This is a genomic window from Microvirga makkahensis, assembly GCF_009830105.1.
In the GTDB taxonomy this organism is placed as follows: domain Bacteria; phylum Pseudomonadota; class Alphaproteobacteria; order Rhizobiales; family Beijerinckiaceae; genus Microvirga; species Microvirga makkahensis.
In genome coordinates this window covers 199,049-214,725 of the sequence record NZ_WURB01000004.1, presented here as the reverse complement: position 1 = coordinate 214,725, position 15,677 = coordinate 199,049, and the positions used below count along the sequence as shown (strand labels likewise).

The following is a 15,677-nucleotide window of genomic DNA, read 5'->3' as shown; positions in this document are numbered from 1 at the left end:
CTGCGCTCCACGGACCGCGATCACCGGCAAAGGCCGGAGGCAGATCAAGACGCCCTGAGCGCCTCGTCGAGGTCGCTGTAGAGGTCTTCCACGTCCTCGATGCCAGTGGAGAGGCGCAGGAGGTCCGGCGGACAGGGCGTTCCGGGCCCCTCGATGGAGGCGCGATGCTCGATGAGGCTCTCGACGCCGCCAAGGGACGTGGCCCTCTTCCACAGGCCCACCTTCGCGGCCGTCCGGATCGCCGCCGCCTCTCCTCCGGTCACCTGGATAGAGAGCATGTAGCCGAAGCCGCTCTCCATCTGCCGCGCGGCGATGTCGTGGCCGGGATGCTGCGGCAGGCCGGGATAGAGGACCCGCGCCACCTTCGGGTGAGAGGAGAAGCGTTGCGCGAGGTCAAGCGCGCTTTTCGCCTGAGCGGCCGCGCGCACATGGAGCGTGCGCATGCCGCGCATGAGCAGATAGGCCTCGAAGGGGCCCAGGATCGCACCCTGCATCTTGCGGATGGAGGCGACCTTCGCCCAGAACTCGTCGGCCTTCGCGCCCGCCAGCGCGCCAGCTACCACGTCGGAATGGCCGTTGAGCACCTTGGTCGCCGCATGCATGACGATGTCGGCGCCCAGGTTCAGCGGCCGCGTGTGGACCGGTGAGGCGGTGGTGGAATCCACGGCCAGGCGCGCGCCGGCCGCATGGGCGATTTCGGCCACGGCCGCGATGTCGGTGATCGTCCAGAGCGGGTTGGACGGGGTCTCGGCCCAGACCAGCTTTGTGCGGCCCGGAATCACGGCGGCGCGCAGCGCATCGAGATCGTCGGTCTCCACGAAATCGACCGAAAGCCCCCAGCGCACGGCCTCCGTCGAGAGCCAGCTGCGGAGCGCCCAGTACATCACCTTGGACGCGACGATGTGATCGCCGGGATCGAGCGCCTGGAACACGGCGGTGGCCGCCGCCATGCCTGAGGAGAACAAGAGCGCCCCCGCCTCGGCCTCCTCCAGCATGGCCAGCACCTCTTCCGCCTCGCGGATCGTCGCGTTGTCCGGGCGGCCATAGACGTAGCCGGAGGAATAGGCGTTGTCCTCGTCGCGGATATAGGTGGTCGCCACATGGATCGGCGGCACAACGGCCTTGGTGATCGGATCCACTCGGCCCATGGCCTGGGCGGTGAGGCTGCGCTTCGACCAGGAAGAACGCGACGACGACATGGGAACCTCCGAGAGAGTGGCTGGTTTCGCCACCTGGAAATGATGCCTGCCACATAAAGAGATTTTGAGGATGCGAACAGAGCAAACCATGCCGGGCAGCCATGCGACCCCGCCGTTCCGGCGGTTCCTGGTGACCGTACTGCCCGTCGTGGCCGTCGCCGTCGCGGGCTCTCTCGTCACCAGCCCCAATATCCCGGGCTGGTATGCCGGTCTCGAGAAACCGGGCATCACGCCGCCCAACTGGGCCTTTCCGGTCGCATGGACGGTGCTGTATGCATTGATGGCCTTTTCCCTCTGGCGCATCCTGTCCCTGTCCCAGGATCGCCCCGGGCGCTCCGGGGCCATCGCGGCGTTCTTCGTGCAGCTCGCCCTGAACAGCCTGTGGTCCTTCGCCTTCTTCGGGGCGCACAGCCCGGTCGCGGGCCTCGTCGTCATCGTCGCCCTGATTGTGGCGATCCTGGCGACGATCCGCGCCTTCTGGCCGCTCGATCGGCTGGCGGCCCTCCTGCTCGTGCCGTATCTGGCCTGGGTTCTCTTTGCGACCGCCCTGAACGGGGCGATCTGGCAGTTGAACGGGCCATAAGGGCGCACGCTCGAACCAGCTCTCCCCGCGTCATCCCCGGCCCATGGCCGGTGACCCCGATGATCCGAAGCGACGCGCTCCTCAGCGGCGCGATCCCCGGGACGAACCCGGCCTGACGTCGTAGGGCTGATGGCGCAAGAGAAGGCCCATCTCGGAAGGATCCGAGACGGATGGGGAGGGATGCGCGCTCTATTCGGGCTTGTCGAACAGATCGGGATTCGTGTCGTGCCGGTCGAGCACACCGACGAACGGCAGCTGGCGGTAAGAATGGGCAACATCCATGCCGTAGCCGATGACGAACACGTCGGGGCAGGTGAAGCCGACATAGTCCGGATCGATGCTCACGGCGCGCTTGCCGGGCTTTTCCAGGAGAACGGCCGTCTTCACGCTCTTGGCTCCGCGGGCCATGAGCAGGTCCTTGGCGAAGGTGATCGTGCGGCCGGATTCGAGGATATCGTCCACGAGCAGCACGTCGCGGCCGCGCACGTCGCTTTCCACGTCGCGCAGGATCGTGACCTGGCCGGTCGAGACCGTGCCGTCGAGATAGCTGGACAGATGCACGAACTCCACCTGCGGCGCGAGACCGGCCTTGTGCAGGGCCCGGATCAGATCGGCCGCGAACATGAAGCTGCCCTTGAGAACGGCGACGACGAGCAGGTTCTCGGGCTTGGAATTCGCGATTGCCTGCGCCAGGGCCTCGATGCGTCTGGCGATGGTGTCCTCGTCGAAGAGAACCCGGATACGGTGAGCAGCGGTCATCGTCGTTCAGTCCAGAAAAACGGGAAAAGCGCAAAAGCCGGTTTCTTCACGACCATGGCGGAGCGCGGAAGTCAAACGGACTTCACGATTTTCCCGGCAAAATGGCGAATTCCGGACCCGCGGAGCCGATCCTGCGGCAATGTCCCGCGACCGCTTCGCTTTCCGTCGCCCCCCGGCAAGTTTATGGGTTGCTAACCATAACCGGGCCATAAGGAACACGAATCGCGAGCGGTCGCTGGCCGCGGACGCTCCCGGTCCGTCGCTTCGCCGGCTTTTCAAGGAGGGTTCGGGCGCGCGTGAGAGCCTATGATGACGAGGAATTCGACGAGGGCCCGGGCATCCCGTCCGTGCGGTTCGAGAATGTGGGCGTGCGTTACGGCATGGGGCCCGAGGTCCTGCGCGACCTGACCTTCTCCATCGAGCCGAATTCCTTTCAATTCCTCACGGGCCCCTCGGGCGCGGGCAAGACCACGCTGCTTCGCCTCATCCTGCTTTCGGTGAAGCCCACGCGCGGGCTGATCTCCCTCTTCGGCGAGGACGTCTCCAGGATCTCGAAGGACGATCTGACCGACCTCCGCCGCCGCATGGGCGTGGTGTTCCAGGATTTCCGCCTGCTCGATCACCTGACCACCTACGAGAACGTCGCCCTTCCCTTGCGCGTCCAGGGCAAGGAGGAATCGAGCTATCGCGCCGAGGTCGTGGAATTGCTGCGCTGGGTGGGTTTGGGCGACCGCATGCACATGCTGCCGCCGGTGCTTTCAGGCGGCGAGAAGCAGCGCGCGGCCATCGCCCGCGCCCTCATCGTGCGGCCGGATCTTCTGCTCGCCGACGAGCCCACCGGCAACGTGGATCCGTCCCTGGCCCGGCGCCTGCTGCGCCTGTTCATCGAACTCAACCGGCTCGGAACCTCGGTTGTCATCGCCACCCACGATTTCAGCCTCATGGATCAGCTCAACGTGCGCCGCCTCGTGCTCGGCGACGGCCGGCTGCACATCGACGAGTGAGCCGGATGAACGCGCCCCAGCCCTATCTGAGGAAAGCCTCGCCGCCGCCGAAAGGAAAGGGGGGAGACAAACGCGCCCTGCCCGCCTCCCTCAGTCGCAACGCACCCCTCGTCCCGGTGGATTCGGCGGGAGGGCAGGCCCTCGCCGCCGTGATCGCGATCCTGACCTTTCTCGCCGCCCTCTGCGCGGGCGGCGCCGAGCTTGTCGCCGCCAGTTCCGCGCAATGGCGATCCGAGATCGCCCGCGAGGTGACCATCCAGATCCGCCCCAATCCCCAGCGAGCCATCGACGAGGACGTCGCCCGGGCCGTTGCGCTGGCCAGCCGGACGCCGGGCGTGGAGCAGGCGCATGCCTTCACGAAAGAGGAATCGGAGCGCCTGCTGGAGCCGTGGCTGGGAAGCGGCCTCGATTTCAAGGACCTGCCCGTGCCACGCCTCATCGTCATCAAGCTGAAGGAGGACACCCGACCGGATTTCGGACCGTTGCGGCAGAGCCTCGGGAAGGAGGTGCCCGGCGCGACGCTCGACGATCACGCGCTCTGGGTGTCGCGCCTGTCGGCCATGGCGAACACGATCATCGGCACAGGCATCTTCCTGGTCGCCCTCGTTTTGATCGCAGCGGGTCTCGCGGTGATCTTCGCCACGCGCGGCGCCATGGCCGGCAACAAGGAAGTCGTGGAAGTGCTCCATTTCGTGGGGGCGAACGACGACTTCATCGCCCGGGAATTCCAGCGCCGCTTCTTCAAGCTGGGCCTGCGCGGCAGCGCCGTCGGGGCCGCCGCTGCCCTGGCTCTCACGGTGGTTCTGGGCCTGGTCACCCGCTCCTGGCGTGCCAGCCCGGCGGGCGATCAGATCGAGGCCCTGTTCGGCGCCTTCAACATGAGCTTGACCGGTTATCTGATCGTGATCCTGATCGCCCTCCTCGTGGCGCTGATCACAGGCATCGTGTCGCGGCTGACGGTGAGACGTTTTCTTAATGGAAATGGTTGATCCTAGGTTACCCGTGGATAAAGGGGGCTGCCTCTCCATTGCCGCATTCACCTCTATCATCGTCCGAGATGACCTCGCGTACGCAAACCTGGGCGTCGCCGCACGCCACGGATCCTGCCGAAGCCCTTGGCTGGCGCTGGACGATGCAGAGCGATCCGGCGATTCCGGCTGAAAGTTCCATGACCCGGCGTCTCCTGAGTGCCGTTTTGTGGAGCTTTGCTGCCTTCTGCCTGGCCGGGTTCCTCGGCTTTCTCGCCTTCGTCTACAGCCTCGACCGTTCCGAGAGGCCGCCCGAGACGCGGGCCGACGGCATCGTGGCCCTGACCGGAGGCGCCCAGCGCATCGGCGATGCCATCGATCTTCTGGCGAAGGGCTATGCCAAGCGCCTCCTCATTTCCGGCGTCAACGAGAGGACCAGCCGGGATCAGATCTCCCGCCTCAACCCCGGTCAGCGACAGCTCTTCGAATGCTGCGTGGATCTGGACTACCGGGCCCGCAACACCATCGGCAACGCCATCGAGACGCGGCGCTGGACGGAGCGGAACGGGTTCGACACCATCATCATCGTGACCTCGAACTACCACATGCCACGGACTCTGGTGGAACTCGACCACGCGTTGCCGAATCTCCAGAAGATCCCCTACCCGGTCGCAGCCACCATCGACCCGCACGATTGGTGGAGCAACCCCGCGACGGCCAAGGTCCTGGCCCTGGAATACCTGAAGCTCCTGGCCGTCTGGGTTCGCACGCGCTTCGAGGACGATCCGGAGCGCTCCTCGGTTGCCCACATCATCAGCGGTGGCGCCCCGAGCCAGCAGGCGAACGTCGAAACGACTTCGCACTAAAATCTGGGCAGGAAATCTCCGGGCGCCGGCAGGCGCTGTGCTCTTCCATGCGCACGAGGCCGGCAGCGGGGGGGTTTCCAGCCTTCGAGCAGTCTCCTGAGCCGGATGTTCCGGCACCAAGATACTATGCAAAGGTGGTGGGGAATCAGCGGGTCTGCGAGGATCGGGCCGCCCCTCGTCATGACCTCCTCCCGCCAGCGACGGGTCGGGACGTCGGCCTCATCGTCATTCCGCGCCGGAAAACGGGTCCACTTTCTCGCGCGATGCGTTAAGGTGCGCCGGCCCGCGGAGCCGTATGCTCCGCTTTTCCTTTCACGAAGCCATGCTGTTCGTCCGCTCCTTCCTGTTCAACGTCGCCTTCTATGCCAATCTCGTCCTGTGGCTGATCATCCTGATCCCGGCCTTCCTGGTGCCGCGCCGGGTCTTCATCGCCCTGGTCAAGGTCTGGGCACGCTCGTCGCTCTGGCTGCTGCGGGTGATCGCCGGGACGAGGGTCGAAATCCGCGGCGTGGGGAGGATCCCGGCGGGAGGAGCCCTCGTCGCGGCCAAGCACCAGTCCTTCTGGGAAACCTTCGCGTTGGTGACGATCTTCGACGATCCCACCTTCATCCTGAAGCGGGAGCTGATGTGGATTCCCTTCTTCGGCTGGTACCTGCGCAAGGCGCGCTGCGTACCGGTGAACCGCAGGGCGGGCTCGCAGGCTCTCGTGCAGATGACCGCCCGGGCTAGGGAAGAGGCCCAGCACGGCCGCCAAATCATCATCTTCCCCGAGGGCACGCGTCGGCCGCCCGGAGCTCCGGCCGCCTACAAGTATGGCGTGGCGCATCTCTACCAGAACCTCGGTTTCCCTTGCATTCCGGTGGCGCTGAATTCCGGCCTTTACTGGCCCCGCCGCCAGTTCATCCGCCGTCCCGGCACGATCCGCGTCGAGATCCTCGACCCGATCGCCCCCGGTCTGAAGCGGGAGGAATTCTTCCAGAGCATGCAGGATGCCATCGAGGAATCCTCCGGCAGGCTGCTGGCGGAGGGCCGGCACGAGCTAGGACTCGGAGGCATCCCGCCCGAGCCCGTCACATCGACACCAAATATCTGATACTGCTAAGCTTTCCCGGACCTTGACGGATCGCCTTTCCTTTCTTACATATAAGAACAAATGGCGAACAAGCGGACCATATCCTGGAACACGGCCATGCGGGACCTCCGCAACGACCGTATGCGGAGGGCTGGCGTGCGCGAGGAACGGCTGAGAGCAACGGCGGGGCTTCGCTCCTCCTCCACGCTGAACTCCACCCTGAGCTCCTGGCGTGGCCTGTCGGGCCGACGCTACATCGTCGGCGTGCATCCTCTCGACCTGAAGGAACTGCTGGAGGTCACCGACGCGGTGATCCTGGCCGTGCACCGCGACGAGACCGGCATCGCCCACGTGATCGATTCGGCTCTTGCCGGCGACAGGCCGAGCGCGGAGCCCCGGACCCGCTGGCTCGATGCGGCCCGGGAGCGCGGCGCCACCGAACTCCACATCCATCGCCTTGCCGATACGGAGGCCCGCCGCCGCGAGATTCTGGCGGATCTGCGCGAGAACGCGGATCAGGCCTCCTGATCGAGCGCGGCGACGATCCGCTTCATCAGCGGATCCACTACCCCCATGCCGAGCAGGTGCTCGTAGGTCGAGCGCACGTAATCCGGATTGGCGCCGGAAATGCCCCTGCCCTGCCGCACGAGGGCCAGCACCTCCTCGAAGGAAAGCGTGCCCGCATATTGCCCGTGCCTGCGGTCGGCCACGTAGCCCAGGGCCGTGACGGCGCGGCCATCCTCGAGCCGCACGGGCAGGTGCCGCTCCAGATAGACGCTCGTCGCCTGCTCGCGCTCGCGCAGGTAACGCACGGTCGCCTGAACCTCCTCCTTCGCGACCCGGAACGCGACGCCGTGGCAGCGCCCGCCCCGGTCGAGGCCGAGCACGAGGCCCGGATTCTCGGGCGTTCCGCGATGGACATGGGAGAGGACGCAGAGCGCGCGGCGATAGCCGTGAAGATGCGCGTGGCGGCGTTCGACAAAGGGAAAGCCCGGCCTCCACATGAGGGAGCCGTAGCCGAAAACCCACAGATCCCCGGAACCGTCCGTCATCGTTCCCATGCCTGAACCTTGCCTGCTTTGCCTTCTAAGCAGCGCCTGCATTCACGCGAAAAGCGCAGACCACTTTCCCTGTGGGGCGCTAGCAGCTACGAAGCAGCAGCACAACAGGAGATCTTGCATGGCCGAGGCCATCCCAGCGGAAAGCAAGCACCACAGCCGCTTCTGGCTCTATACGCCCTTCGTCCTGCTGCTTCTCGTCGCCATCGCCTGGAGCGTCGCATGGTTCGTCATCCGCAACCGAACGGCCGAGGCGCTCGATGCATGGCTCGCGGCGGAGGCGCGCGACGGCCGGCAATGGACCTGCCCGGACCGCACCATCGCGGGCTATCCCTTTCGCGTCGAGATCGTCTGCAACGCTCTCGAGCTGAAACAGGGTGCGGTCACCGCCTCCTTCGGGCGCACGGAAGCCATCGCGCAGGTCTATCAGCCGCGCCTCGTGATCGCCGAGATCGGGGGCCCCTTGCGTGTGACCGACGGCCAAGTGACGGTGCAGGGCCGCTGGGATCTTCTGCAGGCGAGCATCCACGCCTCGCGGACCGGGCTTCAGCGTCTCTCGATCGCGGCCAGCGCGCCCGCCTTCACGGTGACGGGCCTTCTGCCGCAGGAAATCGCCACCTCCGGCCAGCATCTGGAGCTGCATCTGCGCCCCAATCCCACGCGCGCGTCGGACCAAGCCTATGACGCGGCCCTCTCGGTGACGAAGGCGACCATTCCGATGCTCGATGCCCTCATCGGCGGCACGGAGCCTACGGACCTGGACGCGGATGTGACGGCGACCCAGACGGCCGGCTTCCGGGGCCGCCCTCTGGCGGAGGAGCTCGAGCGCTGGCGCAGCGCCGGCGGGATGCTCGATGTCCGCATGCTATCCGTGACCAAGGGACCGCGCCGCCTGGAGGCCAAGGGCACGCTCGCTCTCGACGAGGAGCACCGCCCGGCAGGCCGGCTCAGCATGGCTGCCGCGGGTCTCGACGGTCTCATCGGCAAGATCACCGGCAGCCGCACCGGCGGCGCCCTGCTCGGCGCGCTGCTCGGCCAGAATCCGCGCGCCAATGACAAGGGCACCGGGCAGCCGCAGCTTTCGCCGCTGCCGCCGCTCACCCTCGACAACGGCTTCCTCGCCCTGGGGCCCTTCGTGATCCCGAACGTGAGATTGCAGCCGCTGTATTGAGCGTGACCTCTCAGTCTCCCCTTCGGCATCCCGGGCCTTGTGCCGGGATGCCGAAGATCTGAAACGCCGCGCTTTCCGATCGGTACGACCGGGACAGGCACGGCCACGACGGCAAAGTCACCGGCCCCGATAGGCTCGATTACGCCTTGTCCTCGCGCCGGCGCCCGAAATCGGGCTCCGGCGTTTCCTGGCCCGAGGAGATGATGCCGCGCCGGATGGCGCGCGTGCGGGTGAAGAGATCGAACAGCTTGTCGCCCTCGCCCCAGCGGATGGCTCGCGCCAGCAGGGCGATGTCCTCGTTGAGGCGGCCCAGCATCTCGAGCACCGCTTCCTTGTTGTGCAGGAAGATGTCGCGCCACATGGTGGGATCGGAAGCGGCGATGCGGGTGAAATCGCGGAAGCCGCCCGCGGAGAACTTGATCACCTCGCTCTGCGTGACGGTCTCCAGATCCGCAGCCGTTCCCACGATGTTATAGGCGATCAGATGCGGCACATGGCTCGTGATGGCGAGCACGAGATCGTGGTGCTGCGCGCTCATGATCTCCACATTCGAGCCAATGGCGCTCCAGAAGACGCGCACGCGCTCGATCGCCTGCTCGTCCGCGCCGTCCGGCGGCGTGAGGATGCACCAGCGATTGTGGAAGAGCGTCGCGAAGCCCGCGTCCGGGCCCGAATGCTCCGTTCCGGCGACGGGATGCGCAGGCACGAAATGCACGTCTTGAGGCAGATGCGGCTGGACCTGCGCGATCACGGAGGCTTTCACCGAGCCCACGTCCGACACGATGCAGCCGGGCTTCAGCCCGGGCCTCATGGCTTCGGCGACGGCGCCGCACACGCCCACCGGCACGCAGAGAATGACGAGGTCCGCGTCCTTCACGCCCGCCACGAGGTCGGTCGTCGCCTCGTCGGCAATGCGAAGCTCACGCACGCGCGCCACCACCTCCTCGCTGCGATCGACGGCGACGATGGTCCCGGCAAGGTTGAGATGCCTCGCGGCACGCGCGATCGACGAGCCGATCAGGCCGAGGCCGATCAGCGCGATGCGCTCGAAGAGCGGCTTCGAGAGAGATGGGCCGAGACGCTCAGGCATCGCTGCCACCCTTCATGAAGTCGCGCAGGGCCTCGACGACGAGGCGGTTCGCCTCCTCGCCGCCCACGGTCAGGCGCAGGGCGTGAGGCAGACCATAGGCATCGATCCGGCGCAGGATGAGGCCGCGGCCGGAGAGGAACGCATCTGCGTCCTTCGCTGTCCGGCCCGGCTCGTCGGGAAAGGTGATCATCAGGAAGTTGGCGACGCTCGGCGTCACCGTCAGCCCGAGCGACCCGATCTCCTTCGTCAGCCACTCGAGCCATTGCTCGTTGTGTTCGACGGCCTTCGCCACATGAGCCTCGTCCTGAACGGCGGCGATGCCCGCCGCCATGGCCGGGCCGTTCATGTTGAAGGGGCCGCGGATGCGGTTCACCGCCTCGGCGATATGGGCGGGCGCCACCATCCAGCCGATGCGTAGGCTTGCGAGGCCGTAGATCTTCGAGAAGGTGCGCGTCATCACCACGTTCTCGGCGGTGGCGACGAGTTCGAGGCCCGCCTCGTAGTCGTTGCGGCGCACGTATTCGGCATAGGCAGCGTCCAGCACCAGCACGACATGTGAGGGAAGGCCCGCGTGAAGGCGCTTCACCTCGTCGAAGGGAATGTAGGTACCGGTCGGGTTGTTGGGATTGGCCAGGAAGACGATCTTCGTCCTCTCCGTCACCTTCGCGAGGATGGCATCCACGTCGGTGCGGTGATTCTTCTCCTCGGCCACTACCGGCGTGCCGCCGGCGGCGAGGATCGCGATGCGATAGACGAGAAAGCCGTGCTGGCTGAAGATGCCCTCGTCGCCCGGACCCACATAGGCATAGGCGATGAGCGACAGAAGCTCGTCCGAGCCCGCCCCGCAGACGATGCGGCTGGGATCGAGGCCGTATTTCGCGGCGATCGCCTCGCGAAGCCTGGTGGCGGAGCCGTCGGGATAGAGTTCCAGATGATCGGTGTTCCGCACGGCCTCCACGGCTTTCGGCGAGGGGCCCAGCGGCGTCTCGTTCGAGGAGAGCTTATGGACCTTCGCAACCCCCGCGGCGGCGCTTTTGCCGGGCACGTAGGCGTCGATCTTCATCACGCCGGGACGGGGTTCGGGACGAGCGGACATGGACAACTTCCTAAGCAATCGATTGGCGAATGAGGATTCTTTGACGTTGGAGCACGTCCTCATCGGCGAACCGGTACCCACTTCGCCGCGTCATGCTCTAGCGCAGCTTCGCGATCATTTCACGTGGAAACGTTCGGCATGGCTGCCGACCTCCGCCAGCTGGGCGAGGCTGGCGCCCGCCTCCGTCAGCTTCTGCTGGAGGCGGGAGGCCTCCACGGTGCCGGGCACGGCGATCAGCTCGGACAGGCCGTTGGCGTCGGCCGCGCTCGCCACAACCTCGCCGCCGAGCCGCGACAGCGCCTCGTTCGCCCCCTTATGCCAGCGCTCGAACTGGGCCGCGTAGAGCACCACGTCGCGCACGGCCGCATCGGTGAGGGGCTTGGAGATCACGAAGACCGGGGTGCCCGCCGGATGGTCCGGCCGCTCGATGAAAGGCAGGCGCGCGATGATCTTCGGGCGGTCCCTCTCGGCAAGGGTCCGCCACCAGGCGCCGCTGGTGGCGCCCTGGTCGAGGCGGAAGATGCCGAGATCGCCCTTGGAGCCCGCCACCGCCTCGATCACCGCCGCCGCGCTCGGATGGGCGATGTAGGGCACCGTGAAGCCGAAATGGAACCGGGCCGAGTCGCGCATGGGCGCGTCGCCGCCCGAAACGTCCGCGTGGACGGCGTAGTTGGACTGCACATAGGTGAAGGTGCCGATGATCACCCGCCAGATGCTCTCCACCGTGTCGAGCGGGAGCATGCCCCGGTGGCGCTCGGCCAGCGACTTCATCATCGCGGCCTCGCGGCCCGGGCGGAAGGCGGAGCTGAGCCCCGTGTCGGAGGCCTTCTTGACCTCGATCAGGCGGTCGATGATCGTGCCGCGCTCCATGAGCAGCCGGTGCATCGTCTCGTCGATGCGGTCGATCTCCTGGCGCAGCTCGGCTAGGGACGGGGCGGGCTTCTCGCTTGTCATGGCTTCGGTCTTTCGGAAACTGCGCTTCTCTTTGACCATTTTGCCGCCCTTTGTCATCCCTCGCCGTGCATGACACCCATTCCGTCACGCCGCCGCCTCTCAACCTTCCGCGTCATCTCCGGCACAGGATCGGGGATCCCGATCCGTTGGGGCGAGGCGCTCTTCCAATCGGGACGGCCAGGACGGGCCCGTCCATGACGAAGGGCATAGGCATGACGGCCCTGAGCCTGCGCCCCCGCTGCAAAGAAGCATGCGCGGAGGGCCTCCCCGATCCGCCCCCCGCCCGAACGAAAGCCCCCGCCGGACGTCATGTTCGTTGACGATCGGACCTGTTCGAATTACGAGTTGTTCGGCAAACCGAACGCAGTTGCGGCCATCCATGACATTATCCCCCCTCTCCCTGGAAGCGCGAAGCCAAGCCGACGACCCGTCGAGTCTTGTCATGCGCTTCGGCGCGGACGAGCCCCTGATGATGGATGCCGGGATTGCGCTCGCCCCGTGGCAGATCGCGTACCAGACCTACGGCACCCTCAATGCCGACAAGTCGAATGCCGTGCTGATCTGCCATGCCCTCACCGGCGACCAGCATGTGGCGAACGACAACCCCGTGACCGGCAAGCCCGGCTGGTGGCGAACCATGGTCGGCCCAGGCCGACCGGTGGACACGAACCGCTTCTTCGTGATCTGCGCCAACGTGATCGGCGGCTGCATGGGCACCACGGGCCCGGCCTCCACCGACCCGGCCACGGGCCAGCCCTACGCCTTGAACTTTCCTGTCGTGACCATCCGCGACATGGTGCGCGCCCAAGGAGCCCTGATCGACAGGCTCGGCATCGAATCCCTGTTCTGCGTGATCGGCGGCTCCATGGGCGGCATGCAGGTGCTGCAATGGGCTGCGAGTTACCCGCACCGGGTCTTCGCGGCGCTGCCCATCGCCGCAGCCGCCCGCCACTCCGCTCAGAACATCGCCTTCCACGAGGTCGGCCGCCAGGCCGTGATGGCCGACCCCGACTGGCGCGGCGGGCGCTACCTGCTCGAGGGCACGCGCCCCTCCAAGGGTCTCGCGGTGGCCCGCATGGGCGCGCACATCACCTACCTGTCGGAGATGGCACTGCACCGGAAATTCGGCCGCAATTTCCAGGACCGCAGCGCGCCGACCTTCTCCTTCGACGCCGATTTCCAGATCGAGAGCTATCTGCGCTACCAGGGCATCTCCTTCGTCGAGCGCTTCGACGCCAATTCCTATCTCTACGTGACGCGGGCGATGGATTATTTCGATCTTGCCGCCGAACATGGCGGCTCGCTGGCGAGAGCCTTCCAAGGCTCGGGCACGCGCTTCTGCGTGATATCCTTCACCTCCGACTGGCTGTTCCCGACCTCGGATTCGCGCGCCATCGTCCATGCGCTCAACGCGGCCGCCGCCTCCGTCGCCTTCGTGGAGGTGGAAAGCGACAAGGGCCACGACGCCTTCCTGCTCGACGAGCCCGAAATGTTCGCCGCGGCCTACGGCTTCATCGACGCGGCGGCGCGGGCGCGGGGGATCCCGTGATGGCATCCAGTCTCGCCGTGCCTGCCACCGACAGCATCACGGGCCACCGCCTCGATTTTCTGCTCGTCGCCGAGATGGTGGAGCCGGGCTCGCGGGTGCTCGACGTAGGCTGCGGCGACGGCGCGCTCCTCTCCCTCCTGCGCGAGCGCAAGAATGTGGACGGACGCGGGATCGAATTGTCCCGCGAGGGGGTGAACGCCTGCCTCGCCAAGGGCCTGCCGGTAATACAGGGCGACGCGGACACGGACCTCTCCGATTATCCCGACGATGCCTTCGACTACGTGATCCTCTCCCAGACGATCCAGGCGACGCGCCAGCCGCGCGTGGTGCTCGAAAATCTTCTGCGCATCGGCCGCCGCGCCATCGTTTCCTTTCCGAATTTCGGCCACTGGCGCGTGCGCGTGGACCTCGGATTTCGCGGACGGATGCCGGTGACGGAGAACCTGCCCTATTCCTGGTACGACACGCCCAACATCCATTTCTGCACCATCCGCGATTTCGTGGAGCTGTGCCGGGAAGTCGGCGCGCAGATGGAAAAGGCGGTGGCCCTGAATGCCGGCGGCAAGCCGATGCAGGTAAGCCTGCCCTGGTGGGTGTGGAACCTGCTCGGGGACCAGGGCGTGTTCCTGCTGAAGCGGCGGTGAATTCGCTCCGGTGTCTCCCGGCCGGGGATGACACCAGCCCATCGGAGGGCCGTTGGATCGAGATCGCTCCGGTCAGGGTCGGATTGCTCGGCATGCCTGATCTGCCAGGCTCTGTTCGAGCCCTTCAGCTGTTTCTCTCGCGCGATGTCTCGTGAACATCGTCGCGGCAGTCGATATACATGAGATTTGAAAAGCAATAACGTATAACGAAGCCGGGCACGGCTAGCGCATTGTGCGGAACAGTGGACCCGGTTTTCCGCGCCAAGGATGCGCTGTTCAGAGAATGGGGCCTCGGCCTGGATCCCAAAGGTGGATTCCATTTCCGGGTCCGATGCTCCAGAGACTTAGCTCCATTCTCCTGAGCAAAATTTCCAGTGGCGCCGAAGTCAGAGCGTACCATTTTTCCGACTGGCCAGGATATTCGCGGCATAGTTCTTGGACATCGCACCTGGCTCGACGGTCATCCCTCCCCCGATGCCAGCGGGTGCAGATCGCGCACCATGCTCTTCAGGCGCTCGTCCAGCACATGGGTGTAAATCTGCGTGGTCGAGATGTCGGAATGGCCGAGCAGTTCCTGCACCACGCGCAGGTCCGCGCCGTTCTGAAGCAGATGGCTGGCGAAGGCATGGCGCAGCACGTGGGGGCTGATCGTGTTGGCGCGCAGGCCCGCGCCGGCCGCGACCGCCTTCAGGTCGCGCGCGAAAGCCTGGCGGGTGAGGTGGCCTGTCTCGCTGTCCGCAGGGAACAGCCATGGGCCCACGGCCCTGCCCAGCTCCTCCAGCAGCGCGAGATAGGCGCGCGCGGCATCCCGCGCGGCATCCGTGAGGGGCACGAGACGCTCCTTGGCGCCCTTGCCTCGCACCACGAGGAAGCGCTCACGGGTCTTGGCCGCGCTGCGGGGCAGCGAGACCAGCTCGGAGACGCGCAGCCCGGTGGCGTAGAGCAGCTCCAGAAGGCAGGCCATGCGGGCCGCCCGCAGCCGCTCGGCGGGCGAGGCTCCCGGTCGGGAGACACCCTCATGAGCGACCTGCAGCAGCCGATCCACCTGGTCGACGGAGAGGACCTTGGGCAGCGCCCTGCCCCGCTTCGGGGCCGACACGGCCGCCGTAGGATCTGCGGGAGCATAGCCCTCCACATACAGAAACTTGTGGAATTGGCGAACCGCGGAGAGCCGGCGGGCGGCGGACGAGGCTTTCAGGCCCCGCTCCTCAAGGCTCGCCATGAAGCCCCGGATGGTGGCGGCGGAGGCGGAGTCGGGCCGGACGCCCGTTTCATCGAGATAGGCGAGGTAATCGTCCAGATCGCGCTGATAGGCCTCGAGCGTGTTCTTGGAAGCACCGCGCTCGGCGGCGAGCATATCCAGGAAAAGGCTGGCCTGGCGCGCCCCGCTCATGAGGACGAGGGGGCACGCTGGGTGGGCACCGGCACCGTGATCTCGCGCGGCTCCGGGTTGACGAGGGTTGCCAGCGCGTACATGGCGGCGAACCCCAGGCCCGCGAGAATGGCGACGACGAGAAGAAACCGGAAGAGAGTGGGCAAGGGATCCTCTTTGAGCGTTACCTCGGTAGAACCATGCATGGGCCGCAAAGGCAAGACCTAACCTAAGGTTAGGGATATGCGCGACGGCCCAATAACCTCCCTGTGACAGAGCCGGAGCCCCGTGC

The 15,677-nt window shown here is 66.3% G+C and carries 17 protein-coding genes; 9 read left to right on the top strand and 8 right to left on the bottom strand.

The window, feature by feature from the left end; translation table 11 throughout:
* Positions 1-44 precede the first annotated feature (44 nt).
* Entirely contained in the window at positions 45-1,199 is a 1,155-nt protein-coding gene (locus GR328_RS07575; RefSeq protein ID WP_160883911.1) for a trans-sulfuration enzyme family protein, read from the bottom strand.
* Between the two features lie 70 nt (positions 1,200-1,269).
* Here GR328_RS07575 and GR328_RS07570 point away from each other — a divergent pair, with 70 nt between their 5' ends.
* Positions 1,270-1,782, top strand: coding sequence for a TspO/MBR family protein (locus tag GR328_RS07570; RefSeq protein WP_160883910.1), 513 nt, complete (start codon positions 1,270-1,272; stop codon positions 1,780-1,782).
* A 189-nt stretch (positions 1,783-1,971) separates the two neighbouring features.
* Here the strand turns inward: GR328_RS07570 and hpt are convergent, their stop codons facing one another.
* A complete protein-coding gene (hpt, locus tag GR328_RS07565; protein WP_160883909.1) occupies positions 1,972-2,541 on the bottom strand; it encodes a hypoxanthine phosphoribosyltransferase in 570 nt (189 codons plus the stop codon).
* A gap of 296 nt (positions 2,542-2,837) precedes the next feature.
* Between hpt and ftsE the strand changes: the two genes are divergently transcribed.
* From ftsE to GR328_RS07540, 5 genes are all read left to right on the top strand, one after another.
* On the top strand, positions 2,838-3,545 hold the full coding sequence (gene ftsE, locus GR328_RS07560) for a cell division ATP-binding protein FtsE (RefSeq protein WP_343039323.1): 708 nt from the start codon (positions 2,838-2,840) through the stop codon (positions 3,543-3,545).
* A 5-nt stretch (positions 3,546-3,550) separates the two neighbouring features.
* Complete coding sequence (locus tag GR328_RS07555) at positions 3,551-4,534, top strand: cell division protein FtsX (protein WP_246215746.1); 984 nt, start codon at positions 3,551-3,553, stop codon at positions 4,532-4,534.
* Between the two features lie 179 nt (positions 4,535-4,713).
* On the top strand, positions 4,714-5,379 hold the full coding sequence (locus tag GR328_RS07550; protein ID WP_425487024.1) for a YdcF family protein: 666 nt from the start codon (positions 4,714-4,716) through the stop codon (positions 5,377-5,379).
* 295 nt (positions 5,380-5,674) lie between these two features.
* Positions 5,675-6,472: a lysophospholipid acyltransferase family protein gene (locus GR328_RS07545; protein WP_246215745.1), complete on the top strand. Its 798-nt coding sequence runs from the start codon at positions 5,675-5,677 to the stop codon at positions 6,470-6,472.
* A 96-nt stretch (positions 6,473-6,568) separates the two neighbouring features.
* Entirely contained in the window at positions 6,569-6,979 is a 411-nt protein-coding gene (locus GR328_RS07540; protein ID WP_246215744.1) for a hypothetical protein, read from the top strand.
* On the opposite strand, the gene GR328_RS07535 is transcribed toward GR328_RS07540, so the two are convergent.
* Positions 6,967-7,512 carry a gamma-glutamylcyclotransferase gene (locus GR328_RS07535; RefSeq protein ID WP_425487023.1) on the bottom strand — a complete coding sequence of 182 codons (546 nt, stop codon included), beginning with the start codon at positions 7,510-7,512 and terminating at the stop codon, positions 6,967-6,969. The two genes, GR328_RS07540 and GR328_RS07535, sit on opposite strands and share 13 nt — an antisense overlap.
* Positions 7,513-7,630: 118 nt before the next feature.
* Here GR328_RS07535 and GR328_RS07530 point away from each other — a divergent pair, with 118 nt between their 5' ends.
* Positions 7,631-8,680, top strand: a complete 1,050-nt coding sequence (locus GR328_RS07530; protein WP_160883905.1) for a DUF2125 domain-containing protein — start codon at positions 7,631-7,633, stop codon at positions 8,678-8,680.
* Positions 8,681-8,819: 139 nt separating this feature from the next.
* Here the strand turns inward: GR328_RS07530 and GR328_RS07525 are convergent, their stop codons facing one another.
* From GR328_RS07525 to GR328_RS07515, 3 genes are all read right to left on the bottom strand, one after another.
* Positions 8,820-9,770 carry a prephenate/arogenate dehydrogenase family protein gene (locus tag GR328_RS07525; protein WP_160883904.1) on the bottom strand — a complete coding sequence of 317 codons (951 nt, stop codon included), beginning with the start codon at positions 9,768-9,770 and terminating at the stop codon, positions 8,820-8,822.
* The gene (gene hisC / locus GR328_RS07520; protein ID WP_205789810.1) at positions 9,763-10,872 is read right to left on the bottom strand and encodes a histidinol-phosphate transaminase; all 1,110 of its coding nucleotides are present in this window, start codon (positions 10,870-10,872) and stop codon (positions 9,763-9,765) included. The genes GR328_RS07525 and hisC overlap by 8 nt, the downstream gene beginning before the upstream one ends.
* 108 nt (positions 10,873-10,980) lie before the next feature.
* Entirely contained in the window at positions 10,981-11,820 is an 840-nt protein-coding gene (locus tag GR328_RS07515) for a chorismate mutase (protein ID WP_160883902.1), read from the bottom strand.
* A gap of 379 nt (positions 11,821-12,199) precedes the next feature.
* Between GR328_RS07515 and metX the strand changes: the two genes are divergently transcribed.
* Together metX and metW are read left to right on the top strand one after the other, a co-directional pair.
* Entirely contained in the window at positions 12,200-13,369 is a 1,170-nt protein-coding gene (gene metX, locus GR328_RS07510) for a homoserine O-acetyltransferase MetX (RefSeq protein ID WP_160883901.1), read from the top strand.
* A complete protein-coding gene (metW, locus tag GR328_RS07505) occupies positions 13,369-14,013 on the top strand; it encodes a methionine biosynthesis protein MetW (RefSeq protein ID WP_160883900.1) in 645 nt (214 codons plus the stop codon). Before metX ends, metW begins: the two co-directional genes overlap by 1 nt.
* A gap of 460 nt (positions 14,014-14,473) precedes the next feature.
* Here metW and xerD read toward each other — a convergent pair whose 3' ends face one another.
* A complete protein-coding gene (gene xerD / locus GR328_RS07500; RefSeq protein WP_160883899.1) occupies positions 14,474-15,406 on the bottom strand; it encodes a site-specific tyrosine recombinase XerD in 933 nt (310 codons plus the stop codon).
* Positions 15,403-15,552, bottom strand: a complete 150-nt coding sequence (locus GR328_RS07495; RefSeq protein WP_160883898.1) for a histidine kinase — start codon at positions 15,550-15,552, stop codon at positions 15,403-15,405. The genes xerD and GR328_RS07495 overlap by 4 nt, the downstream gene beginning before the upstream one ends.
* Positions 15,553-15,677 lie beyond the last annotated feature (125 nt).

Coding starts and splice junctions, on each gene's coding strand:
- GR328_RS07535 (WP_425487023.1), bottom strand. CDS start 7,512: ATGGGAACGATGACGGACGGTTCCGGGGATCTGTGGGTTTTCGGCTAC.
- GR328_RS07575 (WP_160883911.1), bottom strand. CDS start 1,199: ATGTCGTCGTCGCGTTCTTCCTGGTCGAAGCGCAGCCTCACCGCCCAG.
- GR328_RS07515 (WP_160883902.1), bottom strand. CDS start 11,820: ATGACAAGCGAGAAGCCCGCCCCGTCCCTAGCCGAGCTGCGCCAGGAG.
- GR328_RS07545 (WP_246215745.1), top strand. CDS start 5,675: ATGCTCCGCTTTTCCTTTCACGAAGCCATGCTGTTCGTCCGCTCCTTC.
- GR328_RS07525 (WP_160883904.1), bottom strand. CDS start 9,770: ATGCCTGAGCGTCTCGGCCCATCTCTCTCGAAGCCGCTCTTCGAGCGC.
- hpt (WP_160883909.1), bottom strand. CDS start 2,541: ATGACCGCTGCTCACCGTATCCGGGTTCTCTTCGACGAGGACACCATC.
- GR328_RS07540 (WP_246215744.1), top strand. CDS start 6,569: ATGCGGGACCTCCGCAACGACCGTATGCGGAGGGCTGGCGTGCGCGAG.
- metW (WP_160883900.1), top strand. CDS start 13,369: ATGGCATCCAGTCTCGCCGTGCCTGCCACCGACAGCATCACGGGCCAC.
- GR328_RS07530 (WP_160883905.1), top strand. CDS start 7,631: ATGGCCGAGGCCATCCCAGCGGAAAGCAAGCACCACAGCCGCTTCTGG.
- GR328_RS07555 (WP_246215746.1), top strand. CDS start 3,551: ATGAACGCGCCCCAGCCCTATCTGAGGAAAGCCTCGCCGCCGCCGAAA.
- xerD (WP_160883899.1), bottom strand. CDS start 15,406: ATGAGCGGGGCGCGCCAGGCCAGCCTTTTCCTGGATATGCTCGCCGCC.
- metX (WP_160883901.1), top strand. CDS start 12,200: ATGACATTATCCCCCCTCTCCCTGGAAGCGCGAAGCCAAGCCGACGAC.
- GR328_RS07570 (WP_160883910.1), top strand. CDS start 1,270: ATGCGAACAGAGCAAACCATGCCGGGCAGCCATGCGACCCCGCCGTTC.
- GR328_RS07550 (WP_425487024.1), top strand. CDS start 4,714: ATGACCCGGCGTCTCCTGAGTGCCGTTTTGTGGAGCTTTGCTGCCTTC.